Consider the following 22131-nt stretch of genomic DNA (forward strand, 5'->3'; position numbering starts at 1 on the left):
TCTTATGGATGAGAATTTGTATAAGCCATCCGTCATCAAAGTGTAGCGGACTCGTCTTAGAAGCTCCTCCAACTTCAACGGATGGCAGGCTGACATGACCGATCTCGCACCCGATGCAGGCTACGGCAAAAGAAACCGCAAGCTGAAAACCGCTCTGATCCAGCACAAGGCGCTGACCCTGGAAGGTCTGTCGGAGCGACTTTTCGGACTTCTCTTCACCGGCCTCGTCTATCCGCAGATCTGGGAAGATCCGGCCGTCGACATGGCGGCCATGCAGATCCGGCCCGAGCATCATATCGTTACCATCGGCTCCGGCGGCTGTAACATGCTTGCCTATCTGTCCGCCGCGCCCGAGCGCATCGATGTGGTCGATCTCAATCCGCATCACGTGGCGCTCAACCGGCTGAAGCTCGCCGCATTCCGTCACCTGCCCGGTCACGCCGACATCGTCCGCTTCCTCGCCCGGCACGATCTGGTCAGCAACGTCCAGGCCTATGATCTCTTCATCGCGCCGAAGCTCGACAGCGACACACGCAAATACTGGAACCGGCGCGGGCTGACCGGCCAGCGCCGCATCCGGGTATTCGGCAAGAACATCTATCGCACCGGCCTGCTCGGCCGCTTCATCGGCCTTGGCCATCTGCTGGCACGGCTGCACGGCGTCGATCCAAGCGAACTGGCCAATGCGCGCTCTATGCGCGAGCAGCGCCAGTTCTTCGACGAACGACTGGCCCCGCTGTTCGACCGCCCGGTCATCCGCTGGATCACCAGCCGCAAGAGTTCGCTGTTCGGCCTCGGCATTCCGCCGCAGCAGTTCGACGAACTGGCAAGCCTCAGCGCAGAAAAGTCGCTGGCCGGCGTACTGCGCCAGCGGCTCGAAAAACTCTGCTGCCATTTCCCGCTGAAGGAAAACTATTTCGCCTGGCAGGCCTTCGCCCGTCGCTATCCGCTGCCGCACGAGGGCGAACTGCCGGTCTACCTGCAGGCCGGCCGCCACGAGACGATCCGGAACAACGCCGAGCGCGTGCATGTGCATCATGCCAGCTTCACCGAACTTCTGGCAAAGAAGCCGGCAGGCTCCGTCGATCGCTACGTTCTGCTCGACGCGCAGGACTGGATGAACGACCGGCAGCTCAACGACCTGTGGAGCGAAATCACCCGGACATCCGCCGAAGGCGCTGTCGTCATCTTCCGCACCGCCGCCGAAGACAGCATCCTGGAAGGCCGCGTCTCGCAGAATTTGCTCGGCCAGTGGCAGTATGATGCCGACCAGTCACAGGCCCTGAACCTGAAGGATCGTTCGGCCATCTACGGCGGTTTCCATATCTACAGGAAGGCAGCATGACGGCCGTCGAGACCAATGCTGCGGGCAGCCATGCGGATCGTATGGACCGGATGTACCGCACCCAGCGGCATTTCTACGACCTGACCCGCAAATATTACCTGTTCGGGCGCGATACGCTGATCCGGGAATTGGATGTTCCAGCCGGCGCCAGCCTGTTGGAAGTCGGCTGTGGCACCGGCCGCAACCTGGCCCTGATCGGCCGGCGTTTTCCGCAGGCGCGACTGTTCGGGCTCGATATTTCGGCGGAAATGCTTGTCTCGGCGGAAGCCAAGCTGAGTAGACCCGGACAAACCAGCACAGTCCTGCGGGTCGCCGATGCGACCGATTTCCAGCCTTCTGAATTTGGCGAAACCGGCTTCGACCGCATCGTCATCTCCTATGCCCTGTCGATGATCCCGGAATGGGAAAAGGCGATCGAAGCGGCGATCGCGGCGCTCAATCCCGGCGGTTCGCTGCACATTGCAGACTTCGGTCAGCAGGAGCGCCTGCCCGGCCTTTTCCGACGGGGGCTTCAGGCCTGGTTGAAGCGGTTCCATGTCACGCCGCGCAAGGCATTGGTCGCCGCGCTCAAGGGAAAAGCCGCGAAAAGTGGCGACATAGTCGATTTCCAGCCCATCGGCCGTGGTTATGCCTGGCTCTTCACCTATCGCCGATTGGCGAGATAAGCCGGGCAAGCCCCGCACAACGATCCCGAGCTATAGCTCAATCGACTGTAGAACCGCTACTTTTCGGGCCTGCGGCGCAGTTTCAGCAATTGCTGCTTGAAACTAACCCAATTTTTACGATGATATGATGAAAATGAGGTTCACGCCTCCCGGGGGATTCACATCAGCGGATATCATCGTGTGAGGCAGCATCGTCGATCGCTTCAGAACGGAAACCTCATGCGCCGGCTATTCCTGGCTCTTCTGCCTATTGTGACGCTTCTTTCCGCCTGTACATCGACAGACTACGATCTGGTTTCCACTGCATCCATTCCGCCAAAATTCCAGGACAAGGATCCGCAGGATTTTGGTGCGCGCACGCCGCAACTTCACAATATCCATGGTGTCGACGTCTCGAAATGGCAGGGCGACATCGACTGGGTCAAAGTAAAGGCCTCCGGTGTCTCCTTCGCCTTCATCAAGGCGACGGAAGGCAAGGACAGGGTCGACACGAAATTCAACGAATACTGGCAGCGGGCCCGCGCCGCCGGCTTGCCCTATGCACCCTACCATTTCTACTATTTCTGCTCGACGGCTGACCAGCAGGCAGACTGGTTCATCGCCAATGTGCCGAAGAGCGCGGTCTACCTGCCGCCGGTTCTCGACGTCGAATGGAACGGCGAATCCAAGACCTGCACCTACCGGCCGTCGCCCTTGACCGTACAATCCGAGATGAAGCGCTTCATGGACCGGCTGGAAGCCTATTATGGCAAGCGGCCGATCATCTACACCTCGGTCGATTTCCACCGCGACAACCTCGTCGGCCAGTTCAAGGACTATCACTTCTGGGTCCGCTCGGTGGCCAAGCACCCGACGGAAATCTATGCCGAGCGCCGCTGGGCCTTCTGGCAATATACCAGCACAGGCGTCATCCCCGGCATCAACGGCGATGCCGACATCAACGTCTTTGCAGGCTCGCCGAAGAACTGGAAGCAATGGGTGGCGGCTGTTTCAAAGCCGCGCACACCGCCGCAAAACTGAGGCGCAGCGGCGGCAATTCTTCATTCTGCCCCATTGCCGTGCGACAGCCCCTGCCATATTTTCAGCAAACAACAGCGGCCGGTTTCTCGGGCTGCATTCGGCCGGTTCCGGCCTGACAACAAGGACTTGCGATGACACGCGGCACCCTGCGCTCCATTCTTTCGGTTGGCATTCTCACTCTTTTGACCTCGTCTGCCCTCGCGCAGCAAACCGCGGTGCCCGCAGCCCCTTGCGGAGGCGACCTTGCGACATTCCTGCAAGGCGTCAAGGCCGAAGCAATCGCCAAGGGCATACCGGCTGAGGTCGCCGATCGCGCGCTGGCCGGTGCCGCAATTTCAGAGAAGGTGCTGAGCCGCGACCGCGCCCAGGGCGTCTTCAAGCAAAGCTTTACCGAATTCTCGCAGCGCACCGTCAGCAAGGCGCGACTGGATATCGGCGCCAAGAAGATGAAGGAATACGCAGCGGTCTTCGAGCGTGCCGAGAAGGAGTTCGGCGTTCCCGCCCCGGTGATCACCGCCTTCTGGGCGATGGAAACGGATTTCGGCGCGGTCCAGGGCGATTTCAACACCCTCAACGCCCTGGTGACGCTGGCCCATGATTGCCGCCGCCCGGAAATGTTCCGCCCCCAGCTCATTTCGGCGATCGAGATGGTCCAGCACGGCGATCTCGACCCGGCGACGACGACCGGTGCCTGGGCCGGAGAAATCGGTCAGGTGCAGATGCTGCCGGAAGACATTATCGCACAGGGCATGGATGGCGACGGCGACGGCCATGTGAACCTCAAGCAGAGTGCGCCGGATGCCATCCTGACGGCCGCCAAGTTCATCAAGAGCCTCGGCTTTGTCGCCGGTCAGCCCTGGATCCAGGAAGTGAGCCTGCCGGAAAACCTGCCATGGGAGAAGACCGGGCTGCAATCCGGCATGACCGCCGGTGACTGGTTCGCGCTCGGCGTCAAGCCGCGCGATGGCAATACCGCCTTTCCGCAGCTGGCTGCCTCGGTCGTCATTCCGCAGGGGCGCCACGGCGTGGCTTTCCTGACCTATCCGAATTTCAACGTCTATCTCGAATGGAACCAGTCGTTCATCTACACGACCTCTGCCGCCTACTTCGCCACCCGGCTTGCAGGCGCTCCGCCTTACGACACCCATCATCCGGAACCGGGATTGAACGACGAAGGCATGAAGGCCCTGCAGATCAAGCTGCAAGGCATGGGCCACGATGTCGGCAAGATTGACGGCATTCTCGGCTCAGGCACCCGCGCGGCTCTGCAGAAGGAACAGCAGCGGCTTGGCCTGCCCGCCGACGGCTGGGCTACCCAGGCGGTTCTCGACGCGCTTTAACCGCCCGGCCCCCGCCTGTCGCGCATCTTTGCCCGCCGCCGGTGGTGACGGGCAAGCCGGAAGGCGCGGTAGCGCAGTTTCAGCGACCAGCGCGCGCCGGCAAGAGCTGCTCCCCGCTTCGAGAGCTCGCTCAATTCGCGCGCATAGGCGACCGCGAATGCCGTGCGGTAGGTCGAGAGGTGCTCGGAAGCGATATTTTCGAGCCTGTGCATCATGCTGACCCAGAGCGGCGAGACCAGCAGCGAGACGGCCGTCACGGCGATCGCCACCTTGTAGGTATCGAACTGCAGCACGCCGGCACTAAGCCCGGCTGCCGCCAGCACGAAGGAAAACTCGCCGATCTGCGCCATCGACAGGCCGGCGATCAGCGCGATCTGCGGCGATGAGCCGGTCCTGCGCAGCAGGAAGATGTTCAGCACCGTCTTCGCGGCAATGACAATCAGCGCCGCACTCAGCACCGACCAGAAATTCTCGCCGATGAAAGTGAGATCGATCAAAAGTCCGATCGACAGGAAGAAGACGACGAGCAGCACGCTCTGGATCGGTTCGATCACCGGGATGACGCGGCTGCGCAGGGTGGAGTTGCCGATCACGATACCGGAGAGAAACGCCCCATAGGCGGGCGACATGCCGGCGAGACCGGAAATCGCAGCAGCGCCGAAACAGACGGCAAGCGCGCCCAGCGCCAGGATCTCGACCTTGTCCTCGACCGCTTCGCTGTAGGGAATTCTCAGCTTGCCGTGACGACCGAACCACCACAGCAGTGCGGCGAGAATCGTGATGGCGATGATCATCTTGACCGCGATCATGGCGATATGCGCCTGCTGCCCGCCAAGGCTCGAAACCAGGATCAGCATCGGCACGACGGCGATATCCTGGGCGATCAGCACGCCGACGGCGATCCGTCCGGTTTCGCTGCGCAGCTCCCCCATGTCCTCGAGCATCTTCATGGCGACGACGGTCGACGACATGGCGATGACGAAGCCGAGGATCAGCCCTTCCGCCAGACTTGCCCCGGTGATCAGCGCGATCAGGCCGGCGGCTGCGATTGCCGCGACCACCTGGCCGCTCGCAACCGTCAGCGCCTGGCGCAGGCTGAGCACAAAGGCCTTGATCGACAGCTCCATGCCGATGAAGAACAGCAGGACGACGACACCCATTTCGGCAAGCAGGGTGACATTGCCGCTTGAGGAAATGAAGCCGAAGCCCGTTGGCCCCAGGGCAACGCCCGCCAGAATGAACCCGACCAGCGGCGGCTGGCGCAAGCGCAGGAACCCCAGCCCCAGAAGAGCTGCGACCGCCACGACGATCGCGATGGGGATAAGCCCCTGACCTTCATGCGCGGCGGCAATGGATTGTGTCGTCAGAGGCTCCAGGAATTCATCCTTCATGTCTGTGGCGTGCTCAAGAATCGGGTGGATAAATTCCACCTCAAGCCTTAACCCTCGATATGTTCCGAATGAGGCAGGGGAAGGTCAAGTCGCATGCACGCAAAAACGGACGGTTCGCAGAACCGCATGACGCTTGCCACCTGGGGGCTTCTGGTGTTGCTCGGGCTGATCTGGGGCGGCTCTTTCTTTTTCGCGCGCATCGCCATCCAGCATGTGCCGGCCTTTACCCTCGTTCTGCTTCGGGTGGCGCTGGCAGCTCTCGCGCTGCATATCTATGTCTTCGGCCGCTACGACATCTACCGCGAACTCAAGGCCCGCTGGCCGCAGTTCCTGTTGCTCGGCCTGATCAACAACGCCATACCACACGCCTTCATCTTCCTCGGCCAGACGCAGATCGGCGCGGGACTCGCCGCCATTCTCAACGCGACAACGCCGGTCTGGACCGTTTTGATCGCCAATGCATTGACGCAGGACGAGAAGCTCAGCCTTCCCAAGATTGCCGGCTGCCTGCTCGGCCTTGCCGGGACCGCCGTGCTGATCGGCCCAAGCGCCCTGCCCGGACTGACACATTCGGGCGGCAATATTCCGCTCTGGGCACTGCTCCTTCCGGTCGCCGCAGCAATCAGCTACGGTTTCGCCGCGACCTACGGCAAGCGCTTTCGGGGACTGGCAGCGCCGGTGACCGCGGCCGGACAGATGACCGCCTCGACGCTGATCATGCTGCCCCTTTCCCTCGCCGTCGACACACCCTGGGAATTGCCGGTACCGCCGATGACCTCCGTCCTTGCCATCCTAGCATTGGCACTGCTTTCGACCGCCTACGGCTATATTCTGTTCTTCCGCATCATGAGCCGCGCCGGCGCCACCAACACCTCGCTGGTCACCCTGCTGGTGCCGCCCAGCGCCATTCTCCTCGGCTTCCTGTTTCTTGGCGAAACTCTGGAGCCAACGGACATCGCCGGCATGCTGCTGATTGCCGCTGGCCTGGTCGTACTTGATGGCCGATTGCTACCGACGCGGCACAAGCAGGGTTGACGGGAGGAATCACGTACGCCTTTTGACCATCACAGCTGTGTCCGATCGGTCACTCACAGTGCATTTCAGTGCGTTACATTAACCAGATAGAAGACATTGTGAAAAAATTGTGGCAGCCGGCAAAGATGTTTTTATTCATAGACTTAAGCCTGTGTATAACCCTTTTCCGGGCTCGGTCTATCGCACCGCAGCATAACTTTTCCTTTCATGCGTGACATTTTCACCCTATCTTTGCGAGGTCAACGCAAGGAGGGCCGGTTATGGGAATTACACATTCGTTGAATGTCCTCATGATAAGTGCAGCGTTCGTATTCGTAGCCACCATGCTTTTCATCTGAAAGCATTAGGCAAACAGTCCAGTCGGTGAAAGAAGGACTTTAATACCGCAAGCCAATTGCAGCCGAATCCAGCCAAGTTGAAGCGCTCCGAAGAGCATCGAAAACTTGAAGCTGCCAGATAAAAGGCCCTTGAAACCATCCGGTCTCAAGGGCCTTTTCTATTGGAAATCGCTCGTCAGGCCCGGCTCAGGCCGCAGCACCCGCCGACAGGGACTGAGCGGCAGCCGGCACCGCCCGTTCAAAGCCGACCAGATCGCAGACAGCCGCGACCAGTGGCGACCGGTTCATCGTATAGATATGAAAATCGCGCAGACCGCGCCTTGCCAGATCTACGATCTGCTCGGCGGCGATATGCGTCGCCTCCTTGAAGCGCTCTTCCGGACTTTCGTCGAGATGCACCAGCCGCGTGACGATCGCCTCTGGAACCTTTGCGCCGCAGAGCCCGGCGAACCTGCTGACCGACGCCAGATTGTTGATCGGCATGATTCCGGGAACGACAGGAATATTGATGCCCGCGCGGCGGACACGCTCAAGATAGCGCTCGAAATCATTGTTGTCGAAAAAGAACTGGGTCAGCGCCCGCGTCGCGCCATTGTCGACCTTGCGCTTCAGCATGTCGATATCGGCGTCGACATCCGGGCTTTCCGGGTGTTTTTCCGGATAGGCGGACACGGAAATCTCGAAATCGCCTTTGGCCCGGATTGCCGCGACAAGCGCTGCCGCATTTTCATACCCGTCCGGAAACGGCTCGTAGCGCGCACCGATGCCGCCCTGCGGATCGCCGCGCAGAGCCACGAAATGGTGTACGCCATTGTCGATGAATTCGGCGACGATTGCATCGACCTCGGCCCTGGTGGCGCCAACGCAGGTCAGGTGCGCAGCCGTATTGGCGATATGCTCGTCATGGATCATCCGCCGCACGGCGGTCAGCGAACGCGCCTTGGTGGAGCCGCCCGCGCCATAGGTCATCGTCACGAAAGCAGGGTCGAAGGCTGACAGGTCCGCAACGGTCTGGAACAGCTGCGTTTCCATCTCGTCGTTCTTCGGCGGGAAATACTCAAACGAGAGCCGCAGGTTTCCGCGCTCGGCCGGGTAAAGAGTGTGTATCGGCATGTCATGTCCTCCCGGCATAGGTGAGAGCGCGCTTGCCCTCTGGTGTATCGGCGGTGGCGGCCTGCCGCTGGTCACGGGCAAGCCAGATGGTCACCGTCAGTTGCCGGTCACGATCCGTGTCAGGCGTCAGATCGACGGTCTCTTCGACGGTCAGGCCAGCCTTCTCCAGCCAGTCTGCCATCGTCTGGCGCGAAAAGCCGAGGCGCATATGTGCATGCTCGTCACGCAGATATTCCAGCGTATGCGGCGCGAGATCGATGATCGCCAGCCGACCGCCGGGCGCCAGCATGCGGGCAGCCTCGGCAATGGCTGCTTCCGGCTGTTGCAGGAAGTGCAGGACCTGGTGGATCGTGACGAGGTCGAACTGGCGACCGTCGAGCGGCAGGTTGAAGATATCGCCATGCCGGATCGACGCCTTGGTGATGCCGGCCCGATCGAGATTGGCGCGGGCCACGGCCAGCATGTCCCGGCTGGCATCGACGCCGACGCCGCGGCGGTAAATGCCCTCGAAAAGCTGCAGGATGCGGCCGGTGCCGGTGCCGAGATCGAGCAGCCCATCGACAGGATCGGTGCCGACGACAGTCTTCAGCGCTGCCTCGACATCCGCCTCGCTGACATGCAGGCGACGCAGTTCGTCCCACTCGGAGGCGTTGCGGCTGAAATAGTCCTGGGCTTTTTCAGATCGCGCCTGCTTGAGCGCCGCCAGCCGTTCGCCGTCGCGCACCAGCACCGCATCGGCGACATCGGAGGCCGAGAGCAGATCCCGCACCAGTGCAACGCCCGCGCCCTCGCCTTTCAGGCGAAAATAGGCCCAGGCGCCTTCCTGATAGCGATCTATCAGCGCGACTTCGGAAAGCAGTTTGAGGTGACGGGAAATCCGGGGCTGCGATTGGCCGAGAATTTCGGTAAGATCGGTGACGGTCAGGTCGCCGGCCGCCAGAAGAGCCAGAAGACGCATGCGCGTCGGCTCGCCCGCCGCCTTCAGAACGTCGACCATCGCGTCCAAACCCAACCCTTGTTCTCGCGCCATCACCCACCCCATCAACACATAAAGATATGTTTATGTGATTTTCAGGCATGCTGCAAGTTGAAATGTGGCATGGGTTCTGTTCACAGGCGATATCAAACGAAAAAGGCGGCCCGAGCGGACCGCCTTTTTCGTTCTTGGCTGTGTGACGGGCAGCGACGCCCGCATCCGCTTAGCGCGTCAGACGCTTGTAGCTGACGCGGCTCGGGTTGACCGATTCCGGGCCGAGGCGGCGGATCTTGTCCTTCTCGTAGTCCTCGAAGTTCCCTTCGAACCATTCGACATGGCTGTCGCCTTCAAAGGCGAGGATGTGCGTCGCCAGTCGGTCGAGGAACATGCGATCGTGGCTGATGATGACGGCGCAGCCGGCAAAGTTTTCCAGCGCGATTTCGAGCGCTGCCAGCGTTTCGGTATCGAGGTCGTTGGTCGGTTCGTCGAGCAGCAGCACATTGCCGCCGGCCTTCAGCATCTTGGCAAGGTGAACGCGGTTGCGTTGACCGCCGGAGAGGTTGCCGACCTTCTGCTGCTGGTCTGTGCCCTTGAAGTTGAAGGCGCCGCAATAGGCGCGCGAATTCATTTCCAGCTTGCCGAGCTTGATGACTTCGGCACCGCCGGAAATTTCTTCCCAGACGGTCTTGGCTCCATCCAGCGCGTCGCGGCTCTGGTCGACATAACCGAGCTTGACGGAATCGCCGACGCGGAAGGTGCCGCTATCGGGCTTTTCCTGGCCGGTGATCATCCGGAACAGTGTCGTCTTGCCGGCGCCGTTCGGGCCGATGACGCCGACGATGCCACCTGGCGGCAGCTTGATCGACAGGTCGTCGATCAGGACGCGGTCGCCGTAACCCTTGGTGATGTTCTCGGCTTCGATAACCACCTGACCGAGGCGCTCACCAATAGGAATGATGATCTGCGCATCGCCAAGACGCATCTTGTCGGCCGCATCGACCAGTTCGTCATAGGCCTTGATGCGGGCTTTCGACTTCGACTGACGGGCCTTCGGGCTGGAAGCGATCCATTCCTGCTCGCGGCTGATCGCCTTCTGGCGGGAGGCGTCTTCACGATTTTCCTGCTGCATGCGCTTGGCCTTGGCGAGCAAGTAAGCCGAATAGTTGCCTTCATAGGGAATGCTGCGGCCACGATCGAGTTCGAGGATCCAGCCCGTGACGTTGTCGAGGAAGTAGCGATCGTGGGTGATCATCATCACGGCGCCGGCATACTGGCGCAGATGGTTTTCCAGCCAGCCGATGGTTTCGGCGTCGAGATGGTTGGTCGGTTCGTCGAGCAGCAGCAAGTCCGGCTTGGAGAGCAGCAGCTTGCACAAGGCCAGACGGCGGCGCTCACCGCCCGACAGGCTGGTTACATCGGCGTCGCCCGGCGGGCAACGCAGGGCTTCCATCGCCATCTCGACCTGGCTTTCGAGATCCCACAGGTTCTGGCCGTCGATGATGTCCTGAAGCTTGGAGCCCTCTTCCGCCGTCTCGTCGGAATAGTTCATCATCAGTTCGTTGTAGCGCTCGAGTATGGCGGTCTTGTCGGCAACGCCCTCCATGACGTTTTCCATCGCCGTCTTGTTCGGATCGAGCTGCGGCTCCTGTGCCAGATAGCCGACCGTCGCACCCTGAGCGACCCAGGCTTCGCCGGTATATTCCTTGTCGAGTCCGGCCATGATGCGCAGCACGGTCGACTTGCCGGCACCGTTCGGACCGAGGATACCGATCTTGGCATCCGGATAGAACGACAGGTTGACATTCTCCAGCACCTTCTTGGTGCCGTAGGACTTGTTCAGCCCTGACATATGATAGATGAATTGACGTGCCATAGAGAGACTGCTCCGACGGAATGGGATTTTGCCCGCTATGTAGGCGAATTATCCCGGCGGAGCAATGAAGAAACCGGCTTCACCCGTGCCATTCACTGAATACCGGCTGCATCGACGGTGCCCTTGCCACATTTGAAATCGGTATCGCCGGCGGCAAGGATCAGTGCCGAAAGACCGGTATTGGCGGCGACATCGCCCGAAAGGCCGATCGTCAGCCCGGTAATGACGCTGCGTGCGCCCGCCTTCTGGCAGCGCATCCGGACGCGGTCGCCGGCTCCCTTGCCGAAGCTCGTATCGAAGGCCTGCTTGACATCGCTTTCCGTCACATCGCGCCCGAGCCGATCGGCAAACAATGCGCGCACCGCAGAACCATTGAGTTCATCGAGAAAACGAAGCTGCAGGGCAAAATAGTCCTGCACAGTGCCGCCCTGGCAGGTGCCGCTGCGCAGCCATTGATGCCGGTCGAGACCCGATTGCGTACCCGGCATGGCGACCAAAAGCCTGGCAGCCGTATCCTCAGCCATTGCCAGTTGCGGCAGTTCCAGCCAGTCCCCCTTCCTGTCACGCGCCCGGATATCCGCCGCCACGCCGCAATAGCTCTTCTTCATCGGCCAGAGACCATGCAGGGAGAAATGCGTCGCATCGTAGCGCTCGGAGGTCTGCCCGGTGCATTCCTTGCGGTTCGGCCGCGTTTCGCAGAATCCGGGCTGCCAGCTGACAGCGAGAATGTACTCGGTCTTTCCCTTCGGCGACGTTGCCTTTTCCTCCGCAAATGCCGGTGGCGCAACCATCACGGCGAGTATGGCCGTAACCAGGGAGCACAGAAGCGGCACAAAGATATTCCTCACATTTCCTTGCATGACAGGCCTCTCCAAAAAAGAACAAAACATGATCATATGAGGACTAAAACGGGAAAAATGCAACCTGGAATCCTTATCTGGTCGATTATTTCCTGACCTGATGCCGAACAGGCAACAAGCGCCGATTGCGTTTGGCAGACAAATCAAGTTGATAGCGATGAAGTGCCGGAACTTGGCCCAGGGAGGATTCGGGAGTGTTTGCCAAGCTCGAAACATTGCAAAGCCCGAGCGGAGCTGCTCTTGCCTGGCGCCGTCAGCGTGCCACAGCACCTGAAAAAGGAGTGCTGATCATCAGCCACGGACTTGCCGAACATTCCGCTCGCTATGCGCGTTTCGCCGATGTCATGGCCTCCAGCGGTTTCCACGTCTATGCGCACGACCATCGCGGTCACGGCGCAACCACGGCTGCCGATGCGCCGTTCGGCCGCTATGCCCAGTCGCAGGGTATCGACAAGGTCCTGGACGATGTCCGGGCGATGCGCGACATGGCGGCGGGCAACCATCCCGGCCTTCCCATCATCCTGTTCGGCCATTCCATGGGCGGCCTGATCGCGCTCAATGCGGCGGAGAACGATCCGGGCCTCTATGATGGTCTGGCTGTCTGGAACTCCAACTTCAATCCGGGCCTTGCCGGCCGCGCCGCGCAAGTGATCCTGGCCATCGAAAAGATGCTGAAAGGCTCCGACGTTCCGAGCGGCATCCTGCCGAAGCTGACATTCGGTACCTGGGGCAAATCAATTCCCAATCACAAGACCGCGTTCGACTGGCTGTCGCATGATCCGGTGGAGGTCGCAAAATACATCAACGACCCGCTCTGCGGTTTCGACGCAAGCGTCTCGCTGTGGATCGACCTGTTCGACCTGACCTTTGCCGGGGCGCGGCCCGACCGGTTGCGACGGTTGCCGCAAAACCTGCCCATCCATCTTGTCGGCGGCGGGCAGGATCCCGCCACCAATGGCGGGCGTGAAATCCGCTGGCTGGCACAGCGCATGGAAAAGGTGGGACTGAAGCGCGTGACGACGATCGTCTACCCGACGATGCGCCACGAAACCCTGAACGAAACGGAACGCGACGGCGCCATGCGCGATTTTGCCGGCTGGTGCCTTTCTGTCGTGGACCGGCGGACGTAAGCGAAGGCATGGCATGACCGATATTTCTCCAAAGGCTGCGAAAAGCCGCAACGATATTTCATTCGGACTGGGCCTGATGGTCATCGCGGTGCTGATCTCGCCGCTGATCGATATTTTCGCCAAGCTGGCCATCACCACCATTCCGTCGGCAGAGATCACCGCCGTCCGCTTCGTGCTGCAGGTGATTTTCATCCTGCCGATCGTCATCATCCGCGGCACGCTGCTCGATCTCACCTGGAAGAAGACTGGGCTGCATATGCTGCGCGGCGGCCTTCTGGTCGTCACCATGCTGTCCTTCATCACCACGCTGAAAGCCATGGAAGTGGCGGATGCCATCGCCATCTTCTTCGTCGAGCCGATCATCCTGACCATCCTCGGCAGCATCTTCCTGAAGGAGACCATCGGCTGGCGGCGCTATACCGCCTGCGCTGTCGGCTTCCTCGGCGCGCTGCTGGTCATCCAGCCCAGCATGCAGGAGGTGGGCTGGATCGCCCTGTTGCCGATCGTCTCTGCCTTCGGGCTTGCCGTGTTCCTGCTGGTGACCCGCCTCGTCGCGCAGAACGAGGATCCATGGTCGATGCAGTTTCACGCGGGCATCTGGGGCGCGGTGTTCTGCGGCATCCTGCTTTATATCGGTGACGGCACCGGCTCGGAGATTTTCGACCCCGTCATGCCGGACAGGACCGCCGGTCTCTATCTGCTGGGCGTCGGGATCACGGCGACGATTTCCGGGGTGCTCGGCGTTTACGCCTATCGCGCAGCACCCGCCTCGGTGCTGGCGCCGCTGCAATATCTGGAGATCGTCTCGGCGACGATCTTCGGCTGGCTGGTGTTCGGCGACCTGCCGGACGCGCTGAAATGGCTGGGCATTGCCATCATCATCGCATCCGGCCTCTACATCATCTGGCGCGAACGCAAGATCAACAAGACAGCCAGTATCGCGCCGGTATCGCCGGCCATCTGACGCAGACAGTTTTCGAGAGGCTTTGGGAGGAGCGGACATGAAGACAGGCGGAGAATTGATCGTCGAGGCGCTGAAGGCAAACGGCGTCAGGCGGGTGTCCTGTGTGCCCGGCGAAAGCTATCTTGCCGTGCTCGATGCACTCTACGATACGGATATAGACGTGGTGGTCTGCCGTCAGGAGGGCGGAGCGGCGATGATGGCCGACGCCTGGGGCCGGCTGACAGGCGAGCCCGGCATCTGCATGGTGACGCGCGGTCCCGGCGCCATGAATGCGTCCGCCGGCCTGCACATCGCCCGGCAGGATTCGATCCCGATGATCCTGTTCATCGGCCAGGTCCAGCGCGACGCCCGCGAGCGCGAAGCCTTTCAGGAAATCGAGTACCGCCGCGCCTTCACCGAAATCGCCAAATGGGTCGGCGAGATCGACGATCCCGCCCGCATCCCCGAATTCGTCACCCGCGCCTTTTCGGTCGCCACCTCCGGCCGCCCCGGCCCGGTGGTCCTGACCCTGCCGGAAGACATGCTGACTCAGAAGACGGAGGCCGTATCCGCAAAGCCCTATCAACAGGTGGAAGGCCATCCCGGCCCGGGTCAACTAAACGCGCTGGAAGCCCTCCTCGCCAAGGCGCAACGGCCGATCGCCATCCTCGGCGGTACGCGCTGGAACGAACAGGCGGTCAGGCAGTTCCAGTCTTTTGCCGAGCGTTTCGACCTGCCGGTCGGCTGCTCCTTCCGCCGCCAGATGCTGTTCAATCATTTGCATCCGAATTATGCCGGAGACGTCGGTATCGGCATCAATCCGGCGCTGGCGAGGGAAATCCGCGACGCGGATCTCGTACTCCTGATCGGCGGGCGCTTTTCGGAAATGCCGTCTTCGGGCTACACGCTTCTTGACGTGCCCTACCCGCACCAGACGCTGGTGCACGTCCATCCCGATCCCGGCGAACTCGGCCGCGTCTACCGCCCGGATTTGGCGATCGCCGCAGCGCCCGATGATTTCTCAGCGGCCCTTGAGACCCTGAAACCGGCGCAGCCACATCGTCAGTCCGAACGGACGGCAAGAATGCATCAGGCCTATCTGACCTGGTCGACTCCGCCGAAAACCGGCCCGGGCGACGTGCAGATGGGGCCGATCATGCGGTTCATCGAGGAAAATACCGCGGAAAACGCGATCTTTACCAATGGCGCTGGAAATTACGCGACCTGGCTGCATCGCTTCCACCGGTTTCGGCGTTTCAATACGCAGGCGGCGCCGACCTCGGGCTCGATGGGCTACGGCCTGCCTGCGGCAGTCGCGGCCAAACACCTATTCCCCGACCGCGAGGTGATCTGCTTTGCCGGCGACGGCTGTTTCATGATGCACGGGCAGGAATTCGCCACCGCCGTCCGCTACCACCTGCCGATCATCACGCTGGTCATCAACAACGGCATCTACGGCACGATCCGCATGCATCAGGAACGTGAATATCCGGGCCGGGTCAGCGGAACCGACCTGACCAATCCCGATTTCGCAGCCTTCGCCCGCGCCTATGGCGGCCATGGCGAACGGGTGGAGAAGACGGAAGAGTTCGCCGGCGCGTTCGAGCGGGCCCGCCAAAGCGGCAAACCGTCGATCATCGAGATCAGGCTCGATCCCGAGGCAATCACGCCGACGCGGACGCTGAGCCAGATCAGAAACGGTTAGACACTGTGAATACACGAACGGCGCGCAATCAGAAGAATGCGCGCCGTTCGCAAAATATCTCAGCCGCGAATGTGCTGGGTCTGCTGGTAGACATTGGTCGAACGGGCGCCTGAGCGGCAGTATCCGAGCATCGGACGCTCGAACGTATCCAGCGCATCGACCATTTCGCGCACGGCGTCCGCCGTCACGCCCATCGGGCCGACCGGAATATGGGTGATCTCAAGGCCGAGCTCCTTGGCACGGGCAGCGATCGTCTCGAACTGCGGCTGGTCCGGCTGCTCAAAATCCGGGCGATGGCAGACGATGGACTTGAACCCCAGCGCCTTGATCGCATCGAGGTCCTCGAGGGAAATCTGTCCGGTGACCGAATACTCATCGTTGATCTGGCGAATGTCCATGGGGGGGGGTGCCTTCCTCAAAATAATGCCCGGACTGATGTAAGACCGGCAGCCTGACGCGTCAATTGGAAAGGCGGCTTAGCGGATCTGGAAAGCCAGCGCGTAGTCGATCGCCTCACCGGGTTGAAGCATCGGCATTTCGCCGGCCGCCGCCAGTTCGGTACGCTTCGCGATCCGGTGCGAAACAGGCTCGATGCTGATGACGTCGGCAGAACCGCGCTGGCATCGCCACATCTGCAGGAACGGTAATCTCGCCGTGGAAAACCGGACGATCAGCGAGCGGTCGGACAGGGCATCGAATGGCCCGAGCGCCACCTGCGCCCAGCCGTCTTCCGCCGCCGGCGCGGCAGGCACGCAGAAATGCGCGCTTTCCCCCTCGCCGAATCGCCATGGACGCGGCTCGCCACCAAACATCGCCCCCGTGATATGAGTGCCATCGCCGAGCAGCCAGCCGCCGATGTTGATGTGATACATCAGCATCGGGGCAAACGGCGCATCTCCGGTGTTAGTGATTCGGTCCGAAAGCATGACCTCTGCCGTGTCGGCGCTGACGGTCCATCGCCGGGAGACGCGCGCCACGCCGCCACTCGCAAGCCGAACTTCGGTTTCGGCGAAACATCCGGGCCACTCGCCCGCTGCCGGCATCTCCGTTCGCCCGACCGGTGTCCCGCACAGCGAACCATGCAATGGGAACATTCGAACGTCCCCATCTCCGTCGACCGGCTCGGGATGACGAATATGGTCCGGGCCACAGGTGAAGAAGAAACCCTGCAGTGCATGGTCGATGCGCTTGTCTCCATCCGATGGGACCGCGATGCCCGGCGAAATATCGACGCCGTCGACAGCGAAGGCGCCGATATCCAGCGCGGATTGCCGATCAAGAAGGATCTGGAAGTCGCCATCGCGTACACCACCGGATATCGTGATCGGCATTGCGCTCCCCCCACTGCTTTCCACCGGCGGAAGCCAGCGGAAATCCATCAGCAGAAACTACCGCAAAGAAAGTCGCGCATCACCTGCCTGAAGCCGTCAAGCCACAGAATTCGAATGATTTTAGGGAACTGTTCATAATGAATTCAGTTTATTCATATTACCGTCCCATTTGATTTGTACGCCCCGAGTTCAACTGCCAGACAACAGGTTTCACCGTGACGTTCGTTTTCAAGACCGGCTTTGCCCTTTTTGCCGCCGCCAGCGTGTTCGCACTTGCCTCCGCCGCCAAGGCGCAGGACAGCGTCGCCCGCCTGCCCGCCGATGCGGTTCTGGTGACACCGCAGGGTGAAATCCTCGATTACATTCCGGAATCCGGCGACGTGCAGATGATGCGCGACCGGCGCGGCCGCACCGTTCTGGTCGATGCCTGGGGCAATGTCGTTGCGACCGTCATGGGATCCGGCCGCCAGCGCGAGCCCGTGCGCCGCCGCGAGGTGAACCGCGACGTCTATACCAATCCGGATTACGGCTATTCCGATCCCGCCTTTACCGACCAGGGCTTTTCCCAGCCCGGCGATGTGACCGGCTCAATTCAGGATTTCCGCAATGCCGCGCCGCCGAACGTCGAGCGCCAGGAATTGCCGACCAGCCTTCCACTGGAGGACGAGAACGACATGGCGGCGCTGCCGCCGGAGGAAAACACACAGCCACGCCAGACTCTGCCCCCAGCAACGCAGATCACCAAGAAATCGAGCGCCGAGATCACTGCGCTGCAGGTCTTTCTCGACCGCGAGGGTTTCTCTCCGGGCGTGATCGACGGCAAGACCGGCTCGAACGTCACCAAGGCGATCGAAGCCTGGCAGCAGGCAACCGGCGAGACGCTGGATCCGAACAACACCGACGACATTCTCGAGCGCCTGCGTTTCACCGGCGGGCTGCCGATCACCACCTACACGATCACCGCGGCGGATGCCGCCGGCCCCTATGTCGCCTCCATCCCGGAAGACTACGCCCACAAGGCGGCGCTTCCGCACCTCTCCTTCACCTCGACGACGGAGATGCTCGGCGAGAAATTCCACATGGACGAGACCTATCTGCGCGAACTCAATCCCGGCGTCGATTTCACCATTCCAGGCACCATCATCAAGGTGATCAACCCCGGCGAAATGAAAAAGGGCAAGGTGACACGCATCGTCGCCGACAAGTACCGCAAGCAGGTCTTTGCCTATGACGAGGCTGGAACACTGATAGCAGCCTATCCGGCGACGATCGGCTCGTCCGACACACCGTCACCCTCGGGCACTGTGCAGGTCGATCGCATCGCTTTCGATCCCGGCTACACCTACAATCCGAAGATCAACTTCAAGCAGGGCGAAAACGACCAGATCCTGACGCTGCAGCCCGGCCCGAACGGCCCGGTCGGCACGGTCTGGATCGCCCTGTCGAAGCCGACCTACGGCATCCATGGAACACCTGAGCCGTCGAAGATCGGCAAGACCCAGAGCCATGGCTGCGTGCGCCTGACCAATTGGGATGCAACGGAACTCGCCAAGATGGTCAGCGTCGGCACGACCGTCGAATTTCTGGACTGACGTGAAAAAATCGCAGCTTATCCCCTATTTGGGGGAGTGACGAAGGCTGAATGCTGTTGAGAATAAAGGGGCTTGGATCTGCGATCAAACCGCAGCCGGGCACCTTCAGTACGAAAACATTCTCCGGGACGCGTCTGCGGTTCGGATACCTGGATATTAAGGTACTTTTCTCGCGAAGACGGAAATCAAGGTCGTGGCGTTGAGCTTGGAAGCGCGCCACGACTTTTTCGTGTCTACAGACATCGCCGGGGTTCATGACCTCATCAGATATTGTCATTAAAAAACATTGCCGCAATGCTCTATCTGTCGGAGAACATGAAGACCAATTCCGACAGACGAGGAATGCCGTGATGGCCGCCGAACGCACCCTTCCCAACCTCTGGCATGCAACGGCGCCCGCAGCCCCCGACACAAGGCCACTCTCGGCCGACATCAGCGTCGATGTCGCGGTGATCGGCGGCGGCTTCACCGGACTTTCGGCAGCGCTGCATCTGGCGGAAAAGGGCGTCACAGTCGCGGTCGCCGAGGCGAAGATGATCGGCTTCGGCGGCTCCGGCCGCAATGTCGGCCTCGTCAATGCCGGCATGTGGACCAAGCCGGAAGACCTGATCGCGACGCTCGGCGCCGAGGTCGGCACGCGGCTGCTGACCGAACTGGGCGACGGGCCGTCACTGGTCTACCAGCTTGTCGAAAAACACGGCATTTCCTGTGAAGCCGTTCGCAACGGCACCCTGCATCTCGCCGTCGGCCCCGAGGGGCTCAAGGACATCCAGGATCGCGAGCGCCAGTGGAAAGCATTCGGTGCTCCGGTGGAAGTGGTGGGGGCGGACCGTGCCGGCGAATTGACTGGCGCCCCGGGTTTCGCCGGCGCCCTGCTCGACCGGCGGGCAGGCACGATCCAGCCGCTTGCCTATGCCCGCGGCCTTGCCCGCGCGGCGCTTGCCGCCGGCGCGCAGATCTACACCGAAACGCCGCTGCGCTCCGCCGAACGCAAGGGCGATCTCTGGAAGCTGACTGTGGGAGGCGGCACGATATCAGCCAGATCCGTCATCGTCGCCACCAATGCCTATGGCGACATGCTCAGCCGGACGCCCTGGACGTCCTATACCCAGGAACTGACGATCCTGCCCTACTTCCAGTTCGCCACGAACCCACTGTCGGACAACATCGCCCGGAGCATCCTGCCCGAGCGGCAAGGCTGCTGGGACACGGGTCTGGTCATGACCTCGTTCCGCATGGACCAGCAGAACCGGCTGATCTTCGGCAGCGTCGGCCGTCTCGATGCCCTGGCGGAAGGCACGCATCGGGGTTTTGCCGAGCGCTCGCTACGCAAGCTTTTCCCGGCGATCGGCGATTTCCGTTTCGAATACTGGTGGGACGGCCGGATCGGCATGACGACCAACAACCTGCCGCAGATGCATGTCATGGCGCCGAACGTCTTTTCGATCAGCGGTTACAACGGACGCGGCATCGCGCCGGGCACAGTCTTCGGCCGTGCGCTGGCCAACCATGTCACGGGTGAACCGAACGCCCTGCCGCTTGCGGAAACAGCACTGACGCCGGATCCATGGCGCAACCTCAAGTCGGCCTTCTACCATGCCGGCGCACAGGCCAAGCATTTCATCGACCGCAGGTTTTAGAGCCCTTCAATACAAAAACGCCGCGCGAAAAACGCACGGCGCTGAAATCATCCAATGCCTTGCCTTGATCTTCAGGCGGCGCGACGCATGCCGCGCGTAAGCCTGAGCGGAACCAGCTTGCGCACCTCGTCGCCGAAAGCGCGCGCATTCTCGCAGGCCTTGTCGAGATTGCTGACCCGGTTCGGGTCCATCGTCTGCAAGGTGCCACCACAGTCGAAAATATCACGGAACGCCGCCCGCTCGATGATCGGCGTATCGAGCACGGGGACCGAGCGCTCGGAGAGCAGCTGCTTGACCACCTGCAGCGCCCGCGTCGTCACCAGCGAATTGACGCGGGTCAGCACGACGGAGTGGTTGATGCGGATGCCTGCCTTTTCCTCGAGATAGCCGAGCAGTTCGAGAACCTGGGCGCCGCCCTTGGCATCCATGGCACAGCCCTGGATCGGGATCATCACGTGATCGGACAGGCCGATGGCGGTCGCCATCAGCGTGTTGCGGGCGCCAGCCAGATCGATGATGAAATAGTCGGTTCCCACCCGGTTTTCGCTGATGTGGCCCTGAATCGACGCCATCGTCACATGGGAAATTACCTCGACATTCGGGACCTTGCCGGAAATATCGTGCCAGTGGGAAATCCAGTGCTGCGGATCGGCGTCGAGAATGGTGACGCGCGCGCCGTGTCGCGCAAGTTCCGTCGCCAGGATCAAGGCGGCGGTCGTCTTGCCCGCGCCGCCCTTGGTGTTTGCAAATGTAATGACTGGCATGTCTGTCCCTGTCTGAAAAGAAATCCGAGCCCCGGCATGGCTCCCGCAAGACGCAAAATCCATCGCGCTTCGGTTAATCAAATCTTTCAGATCGTGGTTAACAAAGACTGAAGACACCCCTCCCGAGAATTAACGATTGTCGATCCGCAGATGTATGCAAATCGCTCAAGGAGATGACGATAAATGTCTGTCGAACTTAAGGAATCAGCGATCCGCGTGCACTGTATCGAGCTGGAACGCCTGAGCGGGACGCGGCGTCAACGGATGCTCGAAGGCCTTTTGCGATAGGGGCACATCCGCCGGCGCCCTCTGACACATCCGGGCAAAGGGGCCGCTCGATTGGGGATGCGCCGGTGCCGCCACGAGGCGCTGCACTTCCAGCGCCAGACTCTGCATGTTTCGCTGCGCTTTTGCCAGATTGCTGACCCTTGCTTCATCGATCGTATAGAGCGTTCCGCCATGCTCGAACATGTCGCGATAGGCGCTGCGCTCGATGATCGGCGTATCGAGGAGCGCGATATTGCGGCTGGCCAGAAGCGCCTTGACGCTGCGCAGGGCGCGCGTCGTCACGAAAGAACTGACACGGGTCAGGACAACGGCATGATTGATATGGCTGCGCGCATTGCTTTCCACCTGCCCGATGAGGTCGAGCACATGTGCAGCGCCCTGCGCATCCATGGCACATCCCTGCACGGGAATGAGAACGAGATCGGAAAGACCGGCGGCCAGCGCAATCAGCGCGTCGCGCGCGCCGGACAGGTCGATGATGATGTGGGTGGCCTGATCTTGCTGTGCACGCAGATTGCCGCCGAGATTGGCGAATGTGATGCCGGTCACCACGTATATGGCGTCTACCGCACCGGGCAACCGATGCCACTTGGCTGCGAACGCAAGGGGATCGCAATCAAAAAGGACGACCTTCTCACCCTTCTGCGCAAACTCCATGGCCAGAAGCAATGCAACTGTCGTCTTTCCGGCCCCGCCCTTGGCGTTCGCAATTGAAATTACAGTCATATGATTCCTGCCGGCACGCCGCAGCTGCCATTGCCTTCTGCCGACTCCATTCGCGA

The 22131-nt window shown here is 61.2% G+C and carries 19 protein-coding genes; 10 read left to right on the forward strand and 9 right to left on the reverse strand.

Annotated features, from left to right (window positions below; all coding sequences use genetic code 11):
• Positions 1-94 precede the first annotated feature (94 nt).
• From J2Z75_RS04665 to J2Z75_RS04680, 4 genes are all read left to right on the forward strand, one after another.
• Positions 95-1345, forward strand: coding sequence for a DUF3419 family protein (locus tag J2Z75_RS04665; protein ID WP_209848310.1), 1251 nt, complete (start codon positions 95-97; stop codon positions 1343-1345).
• Positions 1342-2010, forward strand: coding sequence for a class I SAM-dependent methyltransferase (locus J2Z75_RS04670; protein WP_209848313.1), 669 nt, complete (start codon positions 1342-1344; stop codon positions 2008-2010). Before J2Z75_RS04665 ends, J2Z75_RS04670 begins: the two co-directional genes overlap by 4 nt.
• Before the next feature lie 219 nt (positions 2011-2229).
• Positions 2230-3030, forward strand: a complete 801-nt coding sequence (locus J2Z75_RS04675; protein ID WP_209848315.1) for a glycoside hydrolase family 25 protein — start codon at positions 2230-2232, stop codon at positions 3028-3030.
• A gap of 131 nt (positions 3031-3161) precedes the next feature.
• Positions 3162-4370, forward strand: coding sequence for a lytic murein transglycosylase (locus J2Z75_RS04680; RefSeq protein ID WP_209848318.1), 1209 nt, complete (start codon positions 3162-3164; stop codon positions 4368-4370).
• On the opposite strand, the gene J2Z75_RS04685 is transcribed toward J2Z75_RS04680, so the two are convergent.
• On the reverse strand, positions 4367-5761 hold the full coding sequence (locus J2Z75_RS04685) for a cation:proton antiporter (protein ID WP_234937118.1): 1395 nt from the start codon (positions 5759-5761) through the stop codon (positions 4367-4369). The two genes, J2Z75_RS04680 and J2Z75_RS04685, sit on opposite strands and share 4 nt — an antisense overlap.
• A gap of 93 nt (positions 5762-5854) precedes the next feature.
• On the opposite strand from J2Z75_RS04685, the gene J2Z75_RS04690 reads away from it, so the two are divergent.
• Entirely contained in the window at positions 5855-6796 is a 942-nt protein-coding gene (locus J2Z75_RS04690; protein ID WP_209848320.1) for a DMT family transporter, read from the forward strand.
• Between the two features lie 524 nt (positions 6797-7320).
• Here the strand turns inward: J2Z75_RS04690 and metF are convergent.
• The 4 genes from metF to J2Z75_RS04710 form a co-directional block, all read right to left on the reverse strand.
• The gene (gene metF, locus J2Z75_RS04695; RefSeq protein WP_209848323.1) at positions 7321-8247 is read right to left on the reverse strand and encodes a methylenetetrahydrofolate reductase [NAD(P)H]; all 927 of its coding nucleotides are present in this window, start codon (positions 8245-8247) and stop codon (positions 7321-7323) included.
• A gap of 1 nt (position 8248) precedes the next feature.
• Positions 8249-9277, reverse strand: a complete 1029-nt coding sequence (locus J2Z75_RS04700; protein ID WP_209848326.1) for an ArsR/SmtB family transcription factor — start codon at positions 9275-9277, stop codon at positions 8249-8251.
• 169 nt (positions 9278-9446) lie between these two features.
• A complete protein-coding gene (gene ettA, locus J2Z75_RS04705) occupies positions 9447-11096 on the reverse strand; it encodes an energy-dependent translational throttle protein EttA (RefSeq protein WP_209848328.1) in 1650 nt (549 codons plus the stop codon).
• Between the two features lie 92 nt (positions 11097-11188).
• A complete protein-coding gene (locus J2Z75_RS04710) occupies positions 11189-11956 on the reverse strand; it encodes a ribonuclease T2 (RefSeq protein WP_209848331.1) in 768 nt (255 codons plus the stop codon).
• Between the two features lie 194 nt (positions 11957-12150).
• Between J2Z75_RS04710 and J2Z75_RS04715 the strand changes: the two genes are divergently transcribed.
• From J2Z75_RS04715 to J2Z75_RS04725, 3 genes are read left to right on the forward strand one after another with little or no spacing between them, the layout of a single operon-like run.
• Positions 12151-13086 carry an alpha/beta hydrolase gene (locus tag J2Z75_RS04715; protein ID WP_209848334.1) on the forward strand — a complete coding sequence of 312 codons (936 nt, stop codon included), beginning with the start codon at positions 12151-12153 and terminating at the stop codon, positions 13084-13086.
• A 13-nt stretch (positions 13087-13099) separates the two neighbouring features.
• Positions 13100-14050 (forward strand): DMT family transporter, encoded by a 951-nt coding sequence (locus J2Z75_RS04720; RefSeq protein ID WP_209848337.1) that lies wholly within the window; start codon positions 13100-13102, stop codon positions 14048-14050.
• A 37-nt stretch (positions 14051-14087) separates the two neighbouring features.
• Positions 14088-15734 carry a thiamine pyrophosphate-binding protein gene (locus tag J2Z75_RS04725; RefSeq protein WP_209848341.1) on the forward strand — a complete coding sequence of 549 codons (1647 nt, stop codon included), beginning with the start codon at positions 14088-14090 and terminating at the stop codon, positions 15732-15734.
• 59 nt (positions 15735-15793) lie between these two features.
• On the opposite strand, the gene J2Z75_RS04730 is transcribed toward J2Z75_RS04725, so the two are convergent.
• Both J2Z75_RS04730 and J2Z75_RS04735 read right to left on the reverse strand, forming a co-directional pair.
• Positions 15794-16132: a TIGR01244 family sulfur transferase gene (locus J2Z75_RS04730; RefSeq protein ID WP_209848343.1), complete on the reverse strand. Its 339-nt coding sequence runs from the start codon at positions 16130-16132 to the stop codon at positions 15794-15796.
• A 78-nt stretch (positions 16133-16210) separates the two neighbouring features.
• Positions 16211-17065 (reverse strand): DUF4432 family protein, encoded by an 855-nt coding sequence (locus tag J2Z75_RS04735; RefSeq protein ID WP_209848346.1) that lies wholly within the window; start codon positions 17063-17065, stop codon positions 16211-16213.
• Positions 17066-17280: 215 nt separating this feature from the next.
• Here J2Z75_RS04735 and J2Z75_RS04740 point away from each other — a divergent pair, with 215 nt between their 5' ends.
• Complete coding sequence (locus J2Z75_RS04740) at positions 17281-18657, forward strand: L,D-transpeptidase family protein (protein WP_209848349.1); 1377 nt, start codon at positions 17281-17283, stop codon at positions 18655-18657.
• A gap of 350 nt (positions 18658-19007) precedes the next feature.
• Positions 19008-20297, forward strand: a complete 1290-nt coding sequence (locus J2Z75_RS04745) for an NAD(P)/FAD-dependent oxidoreductase (RefSeq protein ID WP_209848352.1) — start codon at positions 19008-19010, stop codon at positions 20295-20297.
• A gap of 71 nt (positions 20298-20368) precedes the next feature.
• On the opposite strand, the gene J2Z75_RS04750 is transcribed toward J2Z75_RS04745, so the two are convergent.
• Together J2Z75_RS04750 and J2Z75_RS04755 are read right to left on the reverse strand one after the other, a co-directional pair.
• Positions 20369-21061 (reverse strand): ParA family protein, encoded by a 693-nt coding sequence (locus J2Z75_RS04750; protein ID WP_209848355.1) that lies wholly within the window; start codon positions 21059-21061, stop codon positions 20369-20371.
• Positions 21062-21265: 204 nt separating this feature from the next.
• Positions 21266-22075 (reverse strand): ParA family protein, encoded by an 810-nt coding sequence (locus J2Z75_RS04755; protein WP_209848358.1) that lies wholly within the window; start codon positions 22073-22075, stop codon positions 21266-21268.
• Positions 22076-22131: the final 56 nt, after the last annotated feature.

It is taken from the genome of Rhizobium herbae (assembly GCF_017873135.1).
Lineage (GTDB): Bacteria > Pseudomonadota > Alphaproteobacteria > Rhizobiales > Rhizobiaceae > Pararhizobium > Pararhizobium herbae.

Coding starts and splice junctions, on each gene's coding strand:
- J2Z75_RS04665 (WP_209848310.1), top strand. CDS start 95: ATGACCGATCTCGCACCCGATGCAGGCTACGGCAAAAGAAACCGCAAG.
- J2Z75_RS04670 (WP_209848313.1), top strand. CDS start 1,342: ATGACGGCCGTCGAGACCAATGCTGCGGGCAGCCATGCGGATCGTATG.
- J2Z75_RS04675 (WP_209848315.1), top strand. CDS start 2,230: ATGCGCCGGCTATTCCTGGCTCTTCTGCCTATTGTGACGCTTCTTTCC.
- J2Z75_RS04680 (WP_209848318.1), top strand. CDS start 3,162: ATGACACGCGGCACCCTGCGCTCCATTCTTTCGGTTGGCATTCTCACT.
- J2Z75_RS04685 (WP_234937118.1), bottom strand. CDS start 5,761: ATGAAGGATGAATTCCTGGAGCCTCTGACGACACAATCCATTGCCGCC.
- J2Z75_RS04690 (WP_209848320.1), top strand. CDS start 5,855: ATGCACGCAAAAACGGACGGTTCGCAGAACCGCATGACGCTTGCCACC.
- metF (WP_209848323.1), bottom strand. CDS start 8,247: ATGCCGATACACACTCTTTACCCGGCCGAGCGCGGAAACCTGCGGCTC.
- J2Z75_RS04700 (WP_209848326.1), bottom strand. CDS start 9,277: ATGGCGCGAGAACAAGGGTTGGGTTTGGACGCGATGGTCGACGTTCTG.
- ettA (WP_209848328.1), bottom strand. CDS start 11,096: ATGGCACGTCAATTCATCTATCATATGTCAGGGCTGAACAAGTCCTAC.
- J2Z75_RS04710 (WP_209848331.1), bottom strand. CDS start 11,956: ATGCAAGGAAATGTGAGGAATATCTTTGTGCCGCTTCTGTGCTCCCTG.
- J2Z75_RS04720 (WP_209848337.1), top strand. CDS start 13,100: ATGACCGATATTTCTCCAAAGGCTGCGAAAAGCCGCAACGATATTTCA.
- J2Z75_RS04725 (WP_209848341.1), top strand. CDS start 14,088: ATGAAGACAGGCGGAGAATTGATCGTCGAGGCGCTGAAGGCAAACGGC.
- J2Z75_RS04730 (WP_209848343.1), bottom strand. CDS start 16,132: ATGGACATTCGCCAGATCAACGATGAGTATTCGGTCACCGGACAGATT.
- J2Z75_RS04735 (WP_209848346.1), bottom strand. CDS start 17,065: ATGCCGATCACGATATCCGGTGGTGTACGCGATGGCGACTTCCAGATC.
- J2Z75_RS04745 (WP_209848352.1), top strand. CDS start 19,008: ATGGCCGCCGAACGCACCCTTCCCAACCTCTGGCATGCAACGGCGCCC.
- J2Z75_RS04750 (WP_209848355.1), bottom strand. CDS start 21,061: ATGCCAGTCATTACATTTGCAAACACCAAGGGCGGCGCGGGCAAGACG.
- J2Z75_RS04755 (WP_209848358.1), bottom strand. CDS start 22,075: ATGACTGTAATTTCAATTGCGAACGCCAAGGGCGGGGCCGGAAAGACG.